Raw genomic sequence first — 15,038 nt, 5'->3', positions numbered from 1 at the left:
CCTTGAGGTGCGGGGGGATCCACGACAGGATAGCGGTACATCTGCCGTCCACCCAGGGAGTGCCTCATGGACTACACCTACGACGTGCTCGTCATTGGAGCGGGGCCTGCGGGCATGGCCGCCGCCGCGCGCGCCGCCGAGCTGGGGGCGCGCACGGCGGTGGTTGAGCGCTCGGCCCTGGGCGGAACCTGCGTGAATTCCGGCTGCGTTCCCACCCGTGTCCTGGCCAAGACCGCCCGGCTGTTCCGCGAGGTCCGCACCGCCCACGACTACGGCATCGTTGTCGCTGAACCGCAGGTTGACTGGCCCACCACCGTCGACCGGGTCCGCGCCACTGTTGAGCGGGTCCTCGCCGCCAAGGGGTACCCCGCGCTCATCGACCGGCTCGGCATCGATCTGCTCGCGGGGGATGCCTCCTTCACCGGCGAACACACGGTGGCCATCGGAGACCGATTGGTCAGCGCCCGGTCGATCATCCTGTGCATCGGGGGCAGCGCGCGGCGCCTTCCCATTCCGGGGGCCGAGGCAGCGGTCCTGCCCCATGAGGTGCTTTCCATGCCGAAGCTTCCGGCGTCGGTCGCGGTGATCGGCGGGGGCCATACCGGCGCCCAGCTCACCACGATCTTTCATGCCCTTGGATCGCAGGTGCTGCTCCTCGATGTCGCCCCGCGGATCCTGATGACCGAGGACGCCGATGTCGCGGCGGCCGTCACCGAGGGTTTCAGCGCACGGGGGGTCCGGGTGGAAACCGGCATCGCCGGGATCGACGCGATTCGGCCCTCGGACGGCGCGCTGAGGTTGTCCTGGCGCAGCGGCGGGCAGTCCGAGGAGATCTCCGTGGAGTCCGTGGTGATGGCCGCGGGGTGGCCGGCGAACCTCGACGGGCTGAACCTTGAGGCTGCCTCCGTCGAGTCGACCCGCACCGCCGTGCCGGTCGACGACTACCTCCGCTCCAACGTGCCGCACATCTTTGTTGCCGGGGATGCCAACGGATCGAGCATGCTCGTACAGGCGGCCGTGTTTGAAGGTGAGACCGCCGCAGAGAACGCGGTGCTGGGGGCCAACCGCACCACCCCGCACCACCTGCTGCCCGAGGGCGGATTCACCGACCCCGACTATGCGGGGGTCGGCCTCACCGAGGCCCAGGCGCGGGCCCGCGATTCCCAGTGCCACGCCGTCGTGCTGCCCTACGCCGCGGTGGAACGCCCCATCATCGATGACCGCGAACAGGGCTTCCTCAAGCTGGTGACCGACCGGCACCGGGAGCTTATCCTCGGCGCCCACTCCGTCGGGGAGAACGCGGTGGAGGTCATCCAGGCGGTGGCCGCGGCGATGGCCGCCGGCACCGACCTCGCAACCCTTGCACGGGTGAAGTTCGCCTACCCGACCTACAGCGCCGTGATCGGCCAGGCTGCCCGCGCGGCCCTGCGGTCCTGAGACCCGGACTTTTCGCAACCCGGCGGCACCCTGACGCCCGGACGGACCCGCTGATAAAATGGAAACGCTTTCCATCTGAGGGAAGGCACGTTCTCCACCTCCGGATCAGGGAGAGACATGAACACGACCGGCAGAAAATTCACAGCCACCGAGGAATCGACGAGCAAGCACCCACAGGACTGGGGCCGCGCCATGGCCGTAGCCATCTGCCGCCTGGGCGAGATGGCACGCGACGCCGGGGACGACTTCGAGCACGAGGCCCTCCTGGGCGAGGACCTTCACCTTTTCGTCAACGAGACGCACGACGGCGTCAATATCACCATGTCGTGGACACCGAAGCGGGAGGCGCCGAAGGAGCGTATGGAGGAACCAGCGCAGCCCGCCGGCTGAGATCCTAAGCAGACTTACCTTTCTCGGGGTAGGCTAAGGAGCACCACCACCCGCTGGTCAACCCGGAGGAAAAGATGTCCGCAGCGAATCCCGACCCGAAGGACGACAACCTCACCGGGCTGGAGCCCGGCGGCGGGGTGCCACCGGGGGAAACTCCTCCCGGCGAGGCGAGCACCGCCGCGCAGCAGGGCCACGGCGAGGCCGGGCCCTCGAAGGGCTTCTCACGCATCTGGCTCGCCGTCACCGGCATCATCGTCCTACTGTTTCTGCTGTTTTTCGTCGGCTATATTGCCAACTTCTTCTGACCGGCTCCCGCCCCGGCCTAGAAGGACTTTTTTCAAGCGGCCTTAGCTTAGGCTAGCCTTACTTCTGTCCTGATCGAAAGACCCCGAAGGGTCACCAAGAAGTCAAGGAGCCCCATGGCCCCCCTCCGCACGCGCGCCCTCCTGGCGGCCGCTGCCGTCCTGTCCGTCTCGGCCTGCTCCACCGGCCCCGCGTCCGGAGAATCGGCAGGGTCCGGCGGGAACGAGGCTGGGGCGGCGGATGCGTTCCCCGTCACCATCGAGCACGCCTTCGGCGAAACCGTCCTTGAGGAAAAGCCCGAGCGGGTGGCGACGGTCTCCTGGGTCAACGCCGATGTCTCGCTCGCCCTCGGTGTGGTTCCGGTCGGGATGCCCACTGACACCTACGGCGGGAACGACCAGGGCTCGACCCCGTGGAAGGACGCGAAACTGGAGGAGCTTGGCGCCCCGATCGGCAGCGACGACGCCCCCGTCCAGTACTCGGAGACCGACGGCCTCCCCTTCGATGACATCGCGGCCACCGACCCGGACGTCATCCTCGCCGCCTATTCCGGGCTGTCGCAGGAGGACTACGACACGCTCAGCGACATCGCCCCGGTCGTGGCCTACCCCGAGACCGCCTACGGCACGGCGTGGCAGGACTCGACCCGCCTCGTGGGAGAGGCACTGGGCCTGCCCGAGCAGGCCGAGGACCTTGTCGCCGACACGGAGAAGGCCATCGACGACGCCGCGGCCGACTACCCCCAGCTTGAGGGGAAGAGCTTCATTTACGGCACCCTCGACCCCGCCGGAGCGGAGCCGGTCAGCCTCTACACCGCCAACGACAACCGCCCCCGGTTCCTGTCCTCGCTGGGCATGAAGCAGGCCGAGGTCATCAGCAGTGCTGCGGAGGGTTCCGACGAATTCTTCATCCCCTGGTCGGCCGAGCGGGCCAACGAACTCGAATCCGATGTCTTCGTCACCTGGGTGCCTGACGAAGCCACGAAGGACGCCGTTGCCACCGACCCGCTGCTCGGCCAGATTCCGGCCGTCAAGTCGGGTGCGCTCGTGGCCGACAGCAACAACACCCTCACCCTCTCGATCTCCGCGGCCAGCCCCCTGAGCCTGCCCTGGGCCCTGGAGAAGTTCCTGCCGCTGCTGGGCGATGCGGTGGACAACGCCGGATAGCCCCGGAGGGCGCCGGGACGGGCCATTGCCCATCCCGGCGATCTGGGCTGAAATGGTAAAAACGAACGGAGCAGCCATGGCCCAGCTTGATATCAACGAACTGCAGGACGCGACGGCGTGGGACAGCGAGGGCACCAAACTCGGTGCCGTCAATGAGGTCCACCTTGAGAAGTCCTCGGGAGCGCCGGGCTGGGTCACCGTCTCGCTGGGCCTGCTGAACACCCGGGAGCACTTCGTTCCGCTTGCCGGCTCGCGTTTCGAGGGAGGAGACCTCCACCTCGGGTGGACCCGGGACAGAATCAGCGACGCCCCCGACGTGGCCAGCGACAAGGAGCTCTCCGCCGAAGAGGAACGGCTGCTGGGCGACTATTACGGGCTGTAGCGGCAGCCGCGGGCGGCGCGGCGGCCGGTCAGTGCGCCGTCAGCGCGTCTCGGCCTCCCGGGCCCTGCGGGTGGAGGCGTCGTTCGCCTTCTGCAGCGCGTCGACGAGTTCGCTCTTGGTCATCGTCGACCGGCCCGGCACGCCGAGCCGCTTCGCCAGGTCGTAGAGGTGTGCCTTGGAGGCGTTGGCGTCAACCCCGCCGGCCGTGTCTCGGGAGGAGTCGGCACCGCCTTCGGCCCGGGCATCGGAAGGGCCGTTCTTCTCCTTCGGCTCCCAGTGATCGCCCACCTTCTCGTGGGTGTGCTTCAGCGCCGCGAACGCGGTGCGGTGCGCCCGCTCACCGTCGCCGTACTGCTCCTCGGCTGACTCCAGGGTCCGGGCGAACGTGGCCCGGGCGGCACCGCCCGACCGCTGCAGCGTGCTGGGCAGCTCGTTCTTCGTTACCCTGCGCTTTCCCTTGTCTCCTGCCATCGGTGTCCCTCCTCCGGGAGCGTGCCTCAATCCTAGGCCGGTGCCGGCTGCCTGTCCGGGTCGGCGAGCCGGGCGAGGTAGCGGACGAGTTCCCGCGGGCCCGAGAGCGGCGCCCCGGCCTCCACAACGGCGTTGTAGTTGGTGTTCGTGTTGACGTCGTAGGTCACCACCCTCCCGTCGACGGTCTCGATGAACTCGATGCCGCACACCTCAAGGTGGTTTCGCCGGGCAAAGTCGGAGTACGCGGCGATGATCGGGGAGTCGAACCCCTCTCTTCGGGAAAATAGCTGCTGGCCGGGTTCCGGCGCGATAGTGGCTCCCGGCGGCATAACCGGCCGGCCCGTCACCGGGTCGATGGCGCAGGCGTCGGCGGGGCAGAGCTGGAACCCGCCGCGCGCGGTGTCGGCCTTAATCGCGTAGATAAAGCTCCCGCCGACGAGCTCGACGCGGGTGATGAAGGGCTCGGCGGCCTGCAGGTATTCCTGCACCAGGGTGATTCCGTCCTCGGGCTCCTCGAAATCCGGGGACGCGACGTAGTCGGCCAGTTCGGCGTGGGAGTCGAACTTCCGCACCCCCAGTCCCTTGCCGCCCTGGTTGTGTTTGAGGATGAACGGCGCCTCGAAGGCCTCCGCAGCTTCGAGAATGCGCCGCCGTCCGATGGCCGCCACTGTCCGGGGCGTGTCGATCCCCGCGGCCCGAAGCGCCGTGAGCTGGTCCACCTTGCTCATCTCCAGCTCGAGCACGCGCCGCCCGTTGACCGTCCGGCGTCCGGAGGCCTCAAGCCAGGACAGCACCGCGCGGGCGTAGTCCTTGGACAGTCCGTGGCCGCGGGTGTGGGCCGAGGCGCTGATCCGGGACCAGAAGATCCCTTCGGGCGGCACGCCGTCCAGGTCGAGCACTCCATCGGTGAGCACCCACTCCACCACCTCGACGCCCTCCTGTTCGAACGCCCGGGCGAAGGGCGGAAACCAGTCCGGATTTTCATGGAGCGCGTAGATGGTCTTCATGGGTCCTCCCGCGGCGTGGGTGATCGGGTTCCGCCCATCCTAGCCGGGCGCGGGATCCCGCCGGCCCGGCGGGCCCGGGGCGGTGGGCCTCCTAGACTGGACCCATGACTGCAACACTCGTGGCCAAGTCCCTCGCCGGCGGCCGCGGCCACCGGATCCTGTTCACCGACCTCGACCTCACGGTGTCCCCGGGAGAGGTCGTCGGGGTGGTCGGGGCGAACGGCGCGGGGAAGTCTACGCTGCTGCGGTTGCTGGCCGGCGCCGACGCTCCCGCCGCCGGTTCGGTGCGCACGGCCCCCGCTGACGCGTTCGTCGGCTGGCTGCCCCAGGAGCACGAGCGGATCCCCGGGGAGACCGTCACTGCCTATCTGGCCCGCCGGACCGGGGCGACCGCCGCGACGGCGGCCATGGAGGAGGCGGCGGAGGCGCTGGGCTCGGGAACCCGCCAGGTGGAGGACACCTATGCGGCCGCGCTCGATCACTGGCTGGCCTCCGGCGCCGCGGACCTCGAGGAGCGCATCCCGCCGGTGCTGGCCGACCTCGCGGTGGGTGTGGCCCCGGACGCCCTCATGACCTCCCTGTCGGGCGGCCAGCTTGCCCGCGTCGCCCTGGCGGCACTGCTGCTCAGCCGCTTTGATCTAGTGCTGCTCGATGAGCCGACCAATGACCTTGACCTCGACGGCCTCGCCCGCCTTGAGTCCTTCATTCAGAACCTCCGCGGCGGTGTCGTGCTTGTCTCCCATGACCGAGAGTTCCTGGCCCGCTGCGTCACCACGGTGGTCGAACTCGATCTGGCCCAGAACCAGGTGGCCGTGTACGACGGCGGGTACGACGCCTTCCTCGAGGAGCGGGCCGTGGCCCGGCGCCACGCCCGGGAGGCCTACGAGGAGTTCGCCGACCGGAAGTCGGACCTCCTGGCCCGGGCCCGGACCCAGCGGGAGTGGAGCTCCCAGGGTGTGCGCAACGCCATGAAGAAGAACCCCGACAATGACAAGATCCGCCGCCGGGCCAGCATGGAGTCCTCCGAGAAGCAGGCCCAGAAGGTCCGGCAGATGGAGTCGCGCATCGCCCGCCTCGATGAGGTGGAGGAACCCCGCAAGGAGTGGCAGCTGCAGTTCAGCATCGGCGCCGCCCCGCGGTCCAGTTCGGTCGCGGCGACCCTGAACCAGGCGACCGTCCGGCGGGGCGCTTTCACGCTCGGCCCGGTGTCCCTGCAGGTCAACGGGGGCGAGCGCATCGGCATCACCGGGCCCAACGGTGCCGGGAAGTCCACCCTGCTGCGCCTCCTGCTCGGCCACGAGGCCCCCGCGGAGGGCACGGCGGCCCTGGGCGCCAGCGTGGCCGTGGGCGAGATCGACCAGGCCCGCCGTCTGCTGGACGAGGAGGCGCCCCTGGGGGACGCGTTCGAACGCCTGATGCCGCAGCTGAGCCAGGCCGAGGTGCGTACCCTTCTGGCGAAGTTCGGCCTGAAGGCTGACCAGACCGGGGCCCGGGTGGGCTCACTCTCGCCCGGCGAACGGACCCGGGCGGGGCTGGCGCTGCTTCAGGCCCGCGGGGTCAACCTCCTGGTCCTCGACGAACCGACGAACCACCTCGACCTTCCGGCCATCGAACAGCTCGAATCGGCCCTCGAGGGCTACACCGGGGCCCTTCTCCTTGTCTCACACGACCGCAGGCTGCTGGAGAACGTCCGCCTTGACACCCGGTGGGAGGTCGACGGCGGCCAGGTGCGGGTCCGCCCCGCCTGAGCCGGCCCCGGGACACCTCCGAGCGCGGGGTCCGGCTAGCTCTCCGGGTCGTACCCGAACTCGCGGAGCTCCTGCGGGCAACGGCAGACCACCGCGATCCTTCGAGCCCACTCGAGCGCGTCCCCGCGCGTCGGCAGTTCGAGCACGAGGAACCCGCCCGTGAGCTGAGAGCCCGGATAGAGTTCGGTGCCCACCGAGCCGTCGGCGGAGACCAGTACCGGATCGACCTGCTCGTTGATCCCCCCGCCGAAGACGTAGACTCCGGCATCCTTCGCCTCCTGGATCACGGCGTGGGATTCGGCGGAGACGATCGGGAAATCCTCGGCGCTGACCACCATGGCTTCGCTCGGGAAGGAGATGAGGTACTTGGTCATGTCCCGATGGTGCCCCGCCGGCGGGCCGCCCGCAACTGGTGGAGGCGCATCGAGGACCGGCGTCCGATGAGCCGTCCCTCTCCGCGTCGCGGGTACCGCTAGCGGCCGGGCTCGCGGGCGAGGGCCTTGTCATGCTCGGCGTGCGCCCTGCCGATGAGCTCGAGGAACTCGGTCTCGTTGCGGATCAGGCGCTTGTACTTCTCCGGAAGCCGCTTCAGGTCCGCCTCCTCGGCGCACAGCTTCGCGTAGATCCGTTCGCGCTCAACAATGTCCGTCTCGTAGTTGAGGTCGAGGTAGTCGGTGGCATGGCGCCGGGCGCCGGAGACGGCGTTCTTGGCCTTGCCCTTGGGGCTGTAGACCGAGGCCAGGACCGTCACCAGGAGGACTCCGAGGATCACGGTCAGGGACACCCCGGTGCCGACCTCCACCACAGGCACCTCCTCGCCGTCGTTGATGAAGGGGAGGTTGTTCTCGTGCAGCGCGTGCAGGATCAGCTTGACGCCGATGAACCCCAGGATCACGGCCAGGCCGTAGGAAAGGTAGATCAGGCGGTCAAGCAACCCGTCGATGAGGAAGAACAGCTGGCGCAGGCCCATCAGGGAGAACGCCGTGGCGGTGAAGACAATGAACACGTTCTGCGTGAGCCCGAAGATCGCCGGGATGGAGTCCAGCGCGAACAGGATGTCCGTTCCGCCGATGGCGATCATGACCAGCAGCATTGGGGTGAGGACCCGCTTGCCGTTCTCGATGGTGAACAGCTTGTCGCCGTCGTAGTGCTTGGACGCGGGGAGGAACCGCCGGGCCAGGCGCACCATCGCCGGCTCGGTGTCGTCGTCGTGTCCGCCGGGCTTCAGCAGGTTCCCGGCGGTGAGGAGCAGGATCAATCCGAAGATGTAGAACACCCAGGCGAACGAGTTGATCAGTGCCGCACCGAGGAAGATGAAGCCGGTGCGTGCGATGAGGGAGAAGACGATGCCGAACAGCAGCACCTTCTGCTGGTCGGCCCGCGGTACGCGGAAACTGGACATGATGATCAGGAACACGAACAGGTTGTCCACGGACAGCGCTTTTTCGGTGATGTAACCGGCGAAGTACTCGGTGCCCGCGGTGGGACCGCCGAACACCAGGACCCCCAACCCGAAAAGGACGGCGATTCCCACATAGATGGACGACCAGATCGCCGATTCCCGCAGCGTCGGCGTGTGGGCCTTGCGGACGTGGAAGAAGAAGTCGAAGGCCAGCAGGCCCACGATTCCGATGCCCGTGACGACCCAGACGAAAAACGGAACATCCATCCGTACGTGTTTCCTTCCCAGAGGCTGAGCGCCGGCTCACGGCCGGCAGGCTTCAACGATACTGGGACGGACTTACCCGGCGCCTCCGGATCGGGAAACATGACGGAGCCCGCAGGGGTGCGGGCACCGCTGCGGGCTCTGTTGGATGCCGGGTCCGGATGGGCCACCTGGGTGGAGCCGGAGGCGGATCACCGCCCCCGGCCGAACCCCGGTGCTACCACCGGTGGGCCACGTCGACCACGAGCCGTGAGCCGGTCCCCGGCGTGTCAAGGGTGAACACGCGGTAGGGAAGCCGGGCGCGCACGCCCAGCCCGAAGGTGGTCTCCCCTTCGAAGCTGCCCACGTAGGCGATCTGCCGGAAGGTGCTGTACCCGGCCGTGCTCACCACATCACTGCGGTTGAAGGGCCGGTAGGTTGCATTACCACGGGCGTCATAGGCGGGAGCCTTGACGCGGACCGAGAGGTCCGCCGCACCGCGGAGCGGTACGTGCGCACCGGACCCGGGCGCATGGACGCTCCGGGCATAGCGGACGTCGTAGCCGACCCGCTCCCCGCGCAGGTCGATCACCATCCGGTCAAAGCACGCGTGCCGGCCGGCACGCACGTTCGTGATCGGCGCCGTCGGTTGAGCAGCGGCCGTCTTGGGCAGTGAACCCCAAGTGATGCCGCAGTAGGCAGCCGACGCCGGCCCAGGAGCCGCGATCCCCAGCCCCGCCGCGAGTGCAAGCACTGCAAGCGCGGAGGACGATTTCTTCTTGAGATTTTTCATTACACACCATCTAAGGTTGCGGAATAGGTGCAATTATGGTATCTCCGCTCTGAAAGGAAGGATCTGCTGCCCGGCAGGTTGGCGCCGGATTGTTATTGTGGCTCAATGACCGAACTCCCCGTCGCCCTCGTCACGGGCGCCTCCCGCGGCATTGGCCGCGCCATCGCCGCCGAACTCGCCCCTACCCACCACCTCCTGCTGGGCGGGCGCGACTCCCGCGCCCTGACGGAACTGGCCGCCGACCTTCCCTCCGCAGGCATCTTCGCCGCGGATCTTCAGCATCCAGGGGAGGTGGAGCGGGCCTGCGCGGCAATCGGGCGGCTCGACCTGCTTGTGCACTCGGCAGGCGTCCTGCGGGTGGGCGCCATCGCAGACCTTCCCGACGACGCGTGGCAGGAAAGCTTCGCGGTCAACCTCTTCGCCGTGGTCGGCCTGACCCGGCGGCTTCTTCCGGCCCTGCGCGCATCGCGCGGCCAGGTCATTGCCATCAATTCAGGCTCCGGCTACTCCTCGGGGGCCGGATCGGCTGCTTACAGCGGCACCAAGTTCGCCCTGCGCGCCTTTACCGATGCCCTCCGCGAGGAGGAGCGCCGGCACGGGGTGCGGGTCAGTTCGATCCACCCGGGCCGGGTGGCCACCGACATGCAGGAGGAACTGCACCGGTTCGAGGGCAAGGAGTACTCCCCCGAGGCCTGGATCCAGCCGGCTCAGGTGGCCAAGGCCGTGCGGCTCGCCGCCGATGCCTCCCGGGAGGCGACCATCGAGACGCTGAGCATCCGTCCGTCCGGGATGGTCTGAGGCCTCGGCACCTGCGGCCCGCGTCGGTCCCGGCCGGCCCGGGCCGGCCGGGCGACTACTGCTCAGGCGCGCGCGGGTTCGGCCAGGAGGGCGTCGATCTGGCCCATCCCTTCCCGGACCCCCTCCTCCATGCCCATCTCCAGCATCTGCTGGAGCTGTTCGGCACTCTCGAAAACGGTCACCGTGGTCATCCGGGTGCGGCCCTCGACGGTCTCGAGGGTCATGACGCTGTGGGTGGCCCCCATCTTGTCGTCCGGCACGCCGTTCTCGTCGGCGAATCCGTCGTCGTACTCGAGGCGGCGGGGTGCGTCGATGGCCGTGATCTTCCACCAGCCGTGGAACTTCTCACCCTCGGGGCTGGTCATGTAGTAGTTGGCGGAGCCCCCAGGCACAAACTCATGCCGCTGGAAGGTGGCGGGGTAGGTGGGCGGACCCCACCAGCGTTCGAGCTGGCGCGGGTCCTCCCAGACCTGCCATACCCGTTCGACGCTGGCATCGAACTCGGCGACGAAGGTGAGGCTGAGCGCCTCCGGGTCCTGGTGCGAAGAGATGAATGTCATGGGACTACTCCTTTTCCTCAGCGAGAATGTCAGCGATCCGGTCCACACGCTGCCGCCAGATCAGCTCGTACTCTTCGAGCAGCCGCCGCGCCTTTTGCACACCCTCAAGATCAGGCCGCACGATCTGCTCCCTTCCGCGCTTCTCCTTCGTGACGAGGGAGGCACGCTCCATTACCGCGACATGCTTTTGTACTGCGGCGAAACTCATGGCGTAGTGGGCGGCCAACCCGGACACCGAGTACTCCCCCGTGATGACCCGGGCGAGGATATCGCGGCGGGTGGCATCGGCGAACGCCTGGAAGAGGCGGTCCAGCCTGGCATCGTCAACTTGATCTACAACCATTTGGTTGTAACTTACGCCGGCATCCATCCGGCGTCAAGGGTTTTTCCGGCACGGGGAACCCGGCCCCTCTCCGGGCCCGCCGCCGGAACTCCCGGCCTCCCGAACTGGGTCTGCACCCCTGGCGAAAAGAGCACGGACTCGGGCGGTCCCGACACCTCCAAGCCCGCCGCCGCCACCAGGGAATCCCGGAGGTGGACCACTTCGGCGGGAAAGAGGCGCCAGGGTTCATGCGTGTTGGGGACATACAGCGTGCGGCCGCCGAGCCCGGTATGCAGCCCGTACCGGGCGGTCAGTTCCAGCGAAAGGGGATCAGCCGCAGCCGCGGTCCGGTCGGGGCGCACCGAGAACGAGGAGGACGCACGGCCCCTGAACCGCCGGACGTCGTAGCCGAACCGCTCCCCGCCCACGGCACCGGCCTTCTCCCCTGTCGGGCGGCAGCGTGACCACACGTAGTTGATCCCGAAGGCCCTGGCGGCCAGCACCACGGCCAGACGCGACGCGTCGAGGGTGACGAAGACGACGCCTCGCACGCCGTCGGGCCCCCGTGAATACAGGCGGACATTGATTTCGGTGAACGACCCAAGGTAGGGAACGGGCATCCCCTGCCCCAGCCCGGCGCCGACCATGCGGAAGCCGATCAGGCCGACCCAGGTGGAGCCGTCGATCTCATCGGGTTCCACCCCCGGCGGCATGTAACGCGCGGCGGCTGCTACCGGGATCCTCCAGTGCAGGAAGACCGCGTCGGCCCAGAACTGGTCCATAATGAGCGGGCGCGGAAGGGGCGGCGGATCCGGCCAGGCGCTGGTGGGTCGGGAATGCTTGGAGGTCACCGCGCCGCCCTTCCGCCCGCTGACTGCCTGCCCGCCGCCTGCTCCCGGGGAGTTCCCGCGGAGCTGGCGCGGATCCGTCTCAGGTGGACGGAGGGGGTGTACGGTGGTTCGCCCGCGCCCGGTTGGTCAGGCTCTGCATCGCCTGGTGGCGCCGCGCCGAAAGGTCGCGCAGCAGCTTGTTCGACTCGGGGTTCCGCAGTGCCGTGGGCGAGGGTCGCTGGTACCTGCGCCGCCCAGGGGTTTCGGAGCCGCCCGACTCGGGCCGGATCATCATGGAAACGTCCTCTCCCTGAAAATGCCCACCGAGCCGCGCGAGTCGGCCGTTGCGGGGTGAATCGATTGTAGGGCCGGGGGGATACGCGGACAAGGAAAAATCCAACCGTCGTATGTGACCGGACTAGAAGGCGTAGCGGATGCGGCAGTACGGAAGGTGGCGCCCCATCAGTGCCCGGAAGTCGTCGAGGTAGCCGCGCTTTTCGGCGGCGGTGTACCGGACGTTGATGAATCCGTTCGACGAGCGCTTCTGTTCCTGGAGCTCGGGCCGCCACAGGATCTCCTCGGCGCGGGGGTGCCAGCCGAGGTTGACCTCGTGGAGCTGCTGGTTGTGGGTGAGGAAAATGACCTCCGCCGCGAGCTGCTCCTTGGCCCGCGGAGTCAGGACGGCGTCGATCTGCGCGAAAAGCGAGCGCCACTCCTCCTGCCATCCGGGCGTGACAATCACCGGGGAGAAGTTGAGGTGGACCTCGTACCCGGCCTCCACGAAGTCATTGACCCCGGCAAGGCGCTCAGAGATGGGCGAGGTGCGGACGTCGACGATCCGCGCCAGCCGCTCGGGCATGAGGGAGAACCGTACCCGGGTCCGGCCACGCGGGTCCCAGCCGAGCAGGTCCCGGTTGACGTATTTGGTGGCGAAGGACAGTTTGGCCGTCGGCAGGCTCCCGAAGAGATCGACGAGGTCCCGGACGTTGTCGCTGACCATCGCGTCGACCGAACAGTCGCTGTTCTCGCCGATGTCGTAGACCCAGGCGGTGTCATCGCACTGGTTGGGCTCGAGCTTCATGCCCTGGCGCGCCACGTGCCGCTCGAGATAGCCGCTGATCTGCTCGATGTTCGCGAAGACCGTGATGGGGTTGCTGTAGCCCTTGTGCCGCGGGACGTAGCAGTAGGCGCAGGCCATCGCGCAGCCGTTCGCCGTGGACGGCGCGATGAAGTCGGCGGAGCGCCCGTTGGGCTTTGCCGCCAGCGACTTCTTGACGCCCACGACGAGAGCCTCGGTCTTGATCCGCACCCAGCGCCGGACGTTCGCCTCGTCGCCGCTGAGCTCGGGGATACGCCAGTGGCTCGCCACTTCGACCACCTCGGCCTCCGGCCAGCGTGCCAGCACCTGCTGGCCCCGGGGAAGCGCGGCCGCCTCCGGTTCGATGTAGATACGGCTGACCTGCAGGAGTTTGCTCGCCTCAATCATGAATGCCTGGCTCCGGTTCGTGGGGGAATTCCACGCTATCGCGGCGCACCGACACTCTGGGGATGGCCCGGGCTGCGGCGATCCGGGCAACGAACGGCCCCGGCCCGGCGCGGCCTAGATGGTCTGGCGCACCCGGATGCCGGCGCGGCCCATGGCGTCGGTGTAGGCCGCATGGATCTCCTTGAGCCAGATCTCCTGGTTCGCCGGCGTCCCCTTGAAGGCCCGCTCGCTGGTGGAGCGCACCTCATAGATCTTGAAGCCGCGCTTGTAGATGGCCCGGTTCTCGAGTTTCATGAGCCGGCGGGCCGCCTTATGGGCGTCGGCGCCGTGGGCGATCAGGGCTGAGGCGCGCGGAACCTGCTGGAGGAAACTCAGGAGCGGTTTCACACCGTCGGCGATCTGATCCATCGACAGCGCCCGCTCCTTGCCCTCCTCGAGGAACCACGGGTACGCGTTCCACGGCATGACCTGCTCGGGGCGCAGGCCGGCGGACTCGTAGATCTCGGCGATCCGCACGGAGGCCGGATCGTCGTTTTCGAACGAGACGAACCCCGAGGGCAGCGATGAACCGGGACTCGAGAAAAGACTGACAATCTTACAGCCATCGACGTCGTGCACCGGATCGATGTACGGAACGGATGACCCGGGCTTGAGGGCCCCGAGCGAATCGCACAGCCGGTTCACGTCTTCAATGTTGGGATCGTAGCGCCGCTCCCATTGCTGGGCCTGATAGGTGGGGTCCGCCATACGTTGTGCCAATTCAACCTCCTAGCGGACATCGCCTGGAGTGGCACAAACTTGTCCGCAGATCTCCAGTTTACGCCGCAGGGGGCTTCGCCCCGGCGCAGGGGCCATAATCCCCGCCCCTCCGCGCCTCAGAAGGCCGACCGGGCCCGCCTTCACGGGGAAGTGCGGCGGCGTGTCGCAGCGGACACGCCGCCGTCCCGGAACTCATACGGAGGGAGCCGGGCGGAGTGCCATGCGATAGCATGGAGTGCGCTGTTCTCACGTTTATCGATTACTGTTATCATGAGAAGATGCCCATGACATATGAGGGCGGAGCTCCGGTCATCCGGGACTCTCCGGCCCTGGACCTCGCGAACACCTACTTCGCGGTACGCGGGAAGCCCCGGGAGGGACTTTCGACGCCGGCCGATGTGGCGGCCTGGGTCCTCGAAGTGGCCCCGCAGCTCGACGGGATCGAACTGCCCGCCGAGGAGCTCGCCGAGGCCGGGGAGGCCGACCTCGCACTGTTCCTCGAACTGCGGAGCGCGGTGCGGACCCTCGCCTCGGACCTCACCAAGGGTCTCAGCCCGGCCGACGGGCCCGTCGCGGTCCTGAACCGCGCCGCCGCGCTGGCCCCGGCATCACCGGTCCTGACCCTCACCCCGCAGGGTGCGCTGTCGAAGTCCACCCGGGCCCGGAGCACCGCTCCCCGGTCCGCGCTGTCGGCCCTGGCCCGGGACGCCGCCGACCTGTTCTCCGGGGAGCGGCTGCACCAGCTGCGCGACTGCCAGGCTCCGGGGTGTTTCCTGTTCTTCCTGAAGGATCATCCCCGCAGGGAATGGTGCACGCCGGCCTGCGGGATGCGCGTCCGCGCCTCGCGCGCCTATTACAAGCGCACCCATGCGGAGGAGGTGTCCCCGGGCTCGTAACCGCCCGGGGACACCGCCTCCAGCATCGGGAGCCGGCGCGCTCCC

Annotated in this window: 19 protein-coding genes; 8 read left to right on the top strand and 11 right to left on the bottom strand. The window is 68.3% G+C overall.

The features are described from left to right. Positions 1-66 precede the first annotated feature (66 nt). The 5 genes from GVV86_RS14840 (at position 67) to GVV86_RS14820 (ending at position 3,678) form a co-directional block, all read left to right on the top strand. Complete coding sequence (locus tag GVV86_RS14840; RefSeq protein ID WP_159619655.1) at positions 67-1,437, top strand: dihydrolipoyl dehydrogenase family protein; 1,371 nt, start codon at positions 67-69, stop codon at positions 1,435-1,437. A 117-nt stretch (positions 1,438-1,554) separates the two neighbouring features. Further along, the gene (locus GVV86_RS14835; protein ID WP_159619657.1) at positions 1,555-1,827 is read left to right on the top strand and encodes a hypothetical protein; all 273 of its coding nucleotides are present in this window, start codon (positions 1,555-1,557) and stop codon (positions 1,825-1,827) included. Between the two features lie 74 nt (positions 1,828-1,901). After that, a complete protein-coding gene (locus GVV86_RS14830; protein WP_159619658.1) occupies positions 1,902-2,132 on the top strand; it encodes a DUF6480 family protein in 231 nt (76 codons plus the stop codon). Positions 2,133-2,246: 114 nt separating this feature from the next. After that, the gene (locus GVV86_RS14825) at positions 2,247-3,296 is read left to right on the top strand and encodes an iron-siderophore ABC transporter substrate-binding protein (protein WP_159803205.1); all 1,050 of its coding nucleotides are present in this window, start codon (positions 2,247-2,249) and stop codon (positions 3,294-3,296) included. Between the two features lie 76 nt (positions 3,297-3,372). After that, a complete protein-coding gene (locus GVV86_RS14820) occupies positions 3,373-3,678 on the top strand; it encodes a PRC-barrel domain containing protein (RefSeq protein WP_159619662.1) in 306 nt (101 codons plus the stop codon). A gap of 39 nt (positions 3,679-3,717) precedes the next feature. Here the strand turns inward: GVV86_RS14820 and GVV86_RS14815 are convergent, their stop codons facing one another. Both GVV86_RS14815 and GVV86_RS14810 read right to left on the bottom strand, forming a co-directional pair. Beyond that, positions 3,718-4,149 carry a ChaB family protein gene (locus GVV86_RS14815; RefSeq protein WP_159619664.1) on the bottom strand — a complete coding sequence of 144 codons (432 nt, stop codon included), beginning with the start codon at positions 4,147-4,149 and terminating at the stop codon, positions 3,718-3,720. 32 nt (positions 4,150-4,181) lie between these two features. After that, entirely contained in the window at positions 4,182-5,156 is a 975-nt protein-coding gene (locus GVV86_RS14810) for an ATP-grasp domain-containing protein (protein ID WP_159803204.1), read from the bottom strand. 104 nt (positions 5,157-5,260) lie between these two features. Between GVV86_RS14810 and GVV86_RS14805 the strand changes: the two genes are divergently transcribed. Continuing rightward, positions 5,261-6,904 carry an ABC-F family ATP-binding cassette domain-containing protein gene (locus tag GVV86_RS14805; protein WP_159803203.1) on the top strand — a complete coding sequence of 548 codons (1,644 nt, stop codon included), beginning with the start codon at positions 5,261-5,263 and terminating at the stop codon, positions 6,902-6,904. 35 nt (positions 6,905-6,939) lie between these two features. Here GVV86_RS14805 and GVV86_RS14800 read toward each other — a convergent pair whose 3' ends face one another. The 3 genes from GVV86_RS14800 to GVV86_RS14790 form a co-directional block, all read right to left on the bottom strand. Then, complete coding sequence (locus GVV86_RS14800) at positions 6,940-7,278, bottom strand: YciI family protein (RefSeq protein ID WP_159803202.1); 339 nt, start codon at positions 7,276-7,278, stop codon at positions 6,940-6,942. 98 nt (positions 7,279-7,376) lie between these two features. Further along, positions 7,377-8,573 (bottom strand): TerC family protein, encoded by a 1,197-nt coding sequence (locus GVV86_RS14795; RefSeq protein ID WP_159619672.1) that lies wholly within the window; start codon positions 8,571-8,573, stop codon positions 7,377-7,379. 214 nt (positions 8,574-8,787) lie between these two features. Next, positions 8,788-9,342, bottom strand: coding sequence for an AMIN-like domain-containing (lipo)protein (locus GVV86_RS14790; RefSeq protein WP_159803201.1), 555 nt, complete (start codon positions 9,340-9,342; stop codon positions 8,788-8,790). 105 nt (positions 9,343-9,447) lie between these two features. Here GVV86_RS14790 and GVV86_RS14785 point away from each other — a divergent pair, with 105 nt between their 5' ends. After that, entirely contained in the window at positions 9,448-10,140 is a 693-nt protein-coding gene (locus tag GVV86_RS14785; RefSeq protein WP_159803200.1) for an SDR family oxidoreductase, read from the top strand. A gap of 62 nt (positions 10,141-10,202) precedes the next feature. Here the strand turns inward: GVV86_RS14785 and GVV86_RS14780 are convergent, their stop codons facing one another. The 6 genes from GVV86_RS14780 to GVV86_RS14755 all read right to left on the bottom strand — a co-directional run bounded on the left by GVV86_RS14780 (position 10,203) and on the right by GVV86_RS14755 (position 14,097). After that, positions 10,203-10,700 carry an SRPBCC family protein gene (locus tag GVV86_RS14780; protein ID WP_120167526.1) on the bottom strand — a complete coding sequence of 166 codons (498 nt, stop codon included), beginning with the start codon at positions 10,698-10,700 and terminating at the stop codon, positions 10,203-10,205. Between the two features lie 4 nt (positions 10,701-10,704). Continuing rightward, entirely contained in the window at positions 10,705-11,043 is a 339-nt protein-coding gene (locus tag GVV86_RS14775; protein ID WP_120167524.1) for an ArsR/SmtB family transcription factor, read from the bottom strand. 11 nt (positions 11,044-11,054) lie between these two features. Beyond that, entirely contained in the window at positions 11,055-11,804 is a 750-nt protein-coding gene (locus tag GVV86_RS14770) for a YqjF family protein (RefSeq protein WP_159803232.1), read from the bottom strand. A 148-nt stretch (positions 11,805-11,952) separates the two neighbouring features. Next, the gene (locus GVV86_RS14765; RefSeq protein ID WP_159803199.1) at positions 11,953-12,147 is read right to left on the bottom strand and encodes a hypothetical protein; all 195 of its coding nucleotides are present in this window, start codon (positions 12,145-12,147) and stop codon (positions 11,953-11,955) included. Between the two features lie 123 nt (positions 12,148-12,270). Continuing rightward, complete coding sequence (locus tag GVV86_RS14760; RefSeq protein WP_159619757.1) at positions 12,271-13,335, bottom strand: spore photoproduct lyase family protein; 1,065 nt, start codon at positions 13,333-13,335, stop codon at positions 12,271-12,273. Positions 13,336-13,452: 117 nt separating this feature from the next. After that, complete coding sequence (locus GVV86_RS14755; protein ID WP_246199854.1) at positions 13,453-14,097, bottom strand: uracil-DNA glycosylase family protein; 645 nt, start codon at positions 14,095-14,097, stop codon at positions 13,453-13,455. Between the two features lie 278 nt (positions 14,098-14,375). Here GVV86_RS14755 and GVV86_RS14750 point away from each other — a divergent pair, with 278 nt between their 5' ends. Next, the gene (locus GVV86_RS14750; RefSeq protein WP_159803198.1) at positions 14,376-14,993 is read left to right on the top strand and encodes an ABATE domain-containing protein; all 618 of its coding nucleotides are present in this window, start codon (positions 14,376-14,378) and stop codon (positions 14,991-14,993) included. Positions 14,994-15,038 lie beyond the last annotated feature (45 nt).

The sequence above is a fragment of the Arthrobacter zhaoguopingii genome (assembly GCF_009828595.1).
Lineage (GTDB): Bacteria > Actinomycetota > Actinomycetes > Actinomycetales > Micrococcaceae > Arthrobacter_D > Arthrobacter_D zhaoguopingii.
Note: the sequence above shows the minus strand (reverse complement) of the source record. Positions and strands in the feature narration are given on the sequence as shown.

Bases quoted from the DNA above. Each gene is read 5' to 3' on its own strand.
- GVV86_RS14840 (WP_159619655.1), top strand. From the start codon at position 67: ATGGACTACACCTACGACGTGCTCGTCATTGGAGCGGGGCCTGCGGGC.
- GVV86_RS14835 (WP_159619657.1), top strand. From the start codon at position 1,555: ATGAACACGACCGGCAGAAAATTCACAGCCACCGAGGAATCGACGAGC.
- GVV86_RS14830 (WP_159619658.1), top strand. From the start codon at position 1,902: ATGTCCGCAGCGAATCCCGACCCGAAGGACGACAACCTCACCGGGCTG.
- GVV86_RS14825 (WP_159803205.1), top strand. From the start codon at position 2,247: ATGGCCCCCCTCCGCACGCGCGCCCTCCTGGCGGCCGCTGCCGTCCTG.
- GVV86_RS14820 (WP_159619662.1), top strand. From the start codon at position 3,373: ATGGCCCAGCTTGATATCAACGAACTGCAGGACGCGACGGCGTGGGAC.
- GVV86_RS14815 (WP_159619664.1), bottom strand. From the start codon at position 4,149: ATGGCAGGAGACAAGGGAAAGCGCAGGGTAACGAAGAACGAGCTGCCC.
- GVV86_RS14810 (WP_159803204.1), bottom strand. From the start codon at position 5,156: ATGAAGACCATCTACGCGCTCCATGAAAATCCGGACTGGTTTCCGCCC.
- GVV86_RS14805 (WP_159803203.1), top strand. From the start codon at position 5,261: ATGACTGCAACACTCGTGGCCAAGTCCCTCGCCGGCGGCCGCGGCCAC.
- GVV86_RS14800 (WP_159803202.1), bottom strand. From the start codon at position 7,278: ATGACCAAGTACCTCATCTCCTTCCCGAGCGAAGCCATGGTGGTCAGC.
- GVV86_RS14795 (WP_159619672.1), bottom strand. From the start codon at position 8,573: ATGGATGTTCCGTTTTTCGTCTGGGTCGTCACGGGCATCGGAATCGTG.
- GVV86_RS14790 (WP_159803201.1), bottom strand. From the start codon at position 9,342: ATGAAAAATCTCAAGAAGAAATCGTCCTCCGCGCTTGCAGTGCTTGCA.
- GVV86_RS14785 (WP_159803200.1), top strand. From the start codon at position 9,448: ATGACCGAACTCCCCGTCGCCCTCGTCACGGGCGCCTCCCGCGGCATT.
- GVV86_RS14780 (WP_120167526.1), bottom strand. From the start codon at position 10,700: ATGACATTCATCTCTTCGCACCAGGACCCGGAGGCGCTCAGCCTCACC.
- GVV86_RS14775 (WP_120167524.1), bottom strand. From the start codon at position 11,043: ATGGTTGTAGATCAAGTTGACGATGCCAGGCTGGACCGCCTCTTCCAG.
- GVV86_RS14770 (WP_159803232.1), bottom strand. From the start codon at position 11,804: ATGGACCAGTTCTGGGCCGACGCGGTCTTCCTGCACTGGAGGATCCCG.
- GVV86_RS14765 (WP_159803199.1), bottom strand. From the start codon at position 12,147: ATGATGATCCGGCCCGAGTCGGGCGGCTCCGAAACCCCTGGGCGGCGC.
- GVV86_RS14750 (WP_159803198.1), top strand. From the start codon at position 14,376: ATGCCCATGACATATGAGGGCGGAGCTCCGGTCATCCGGGACTCTCCG.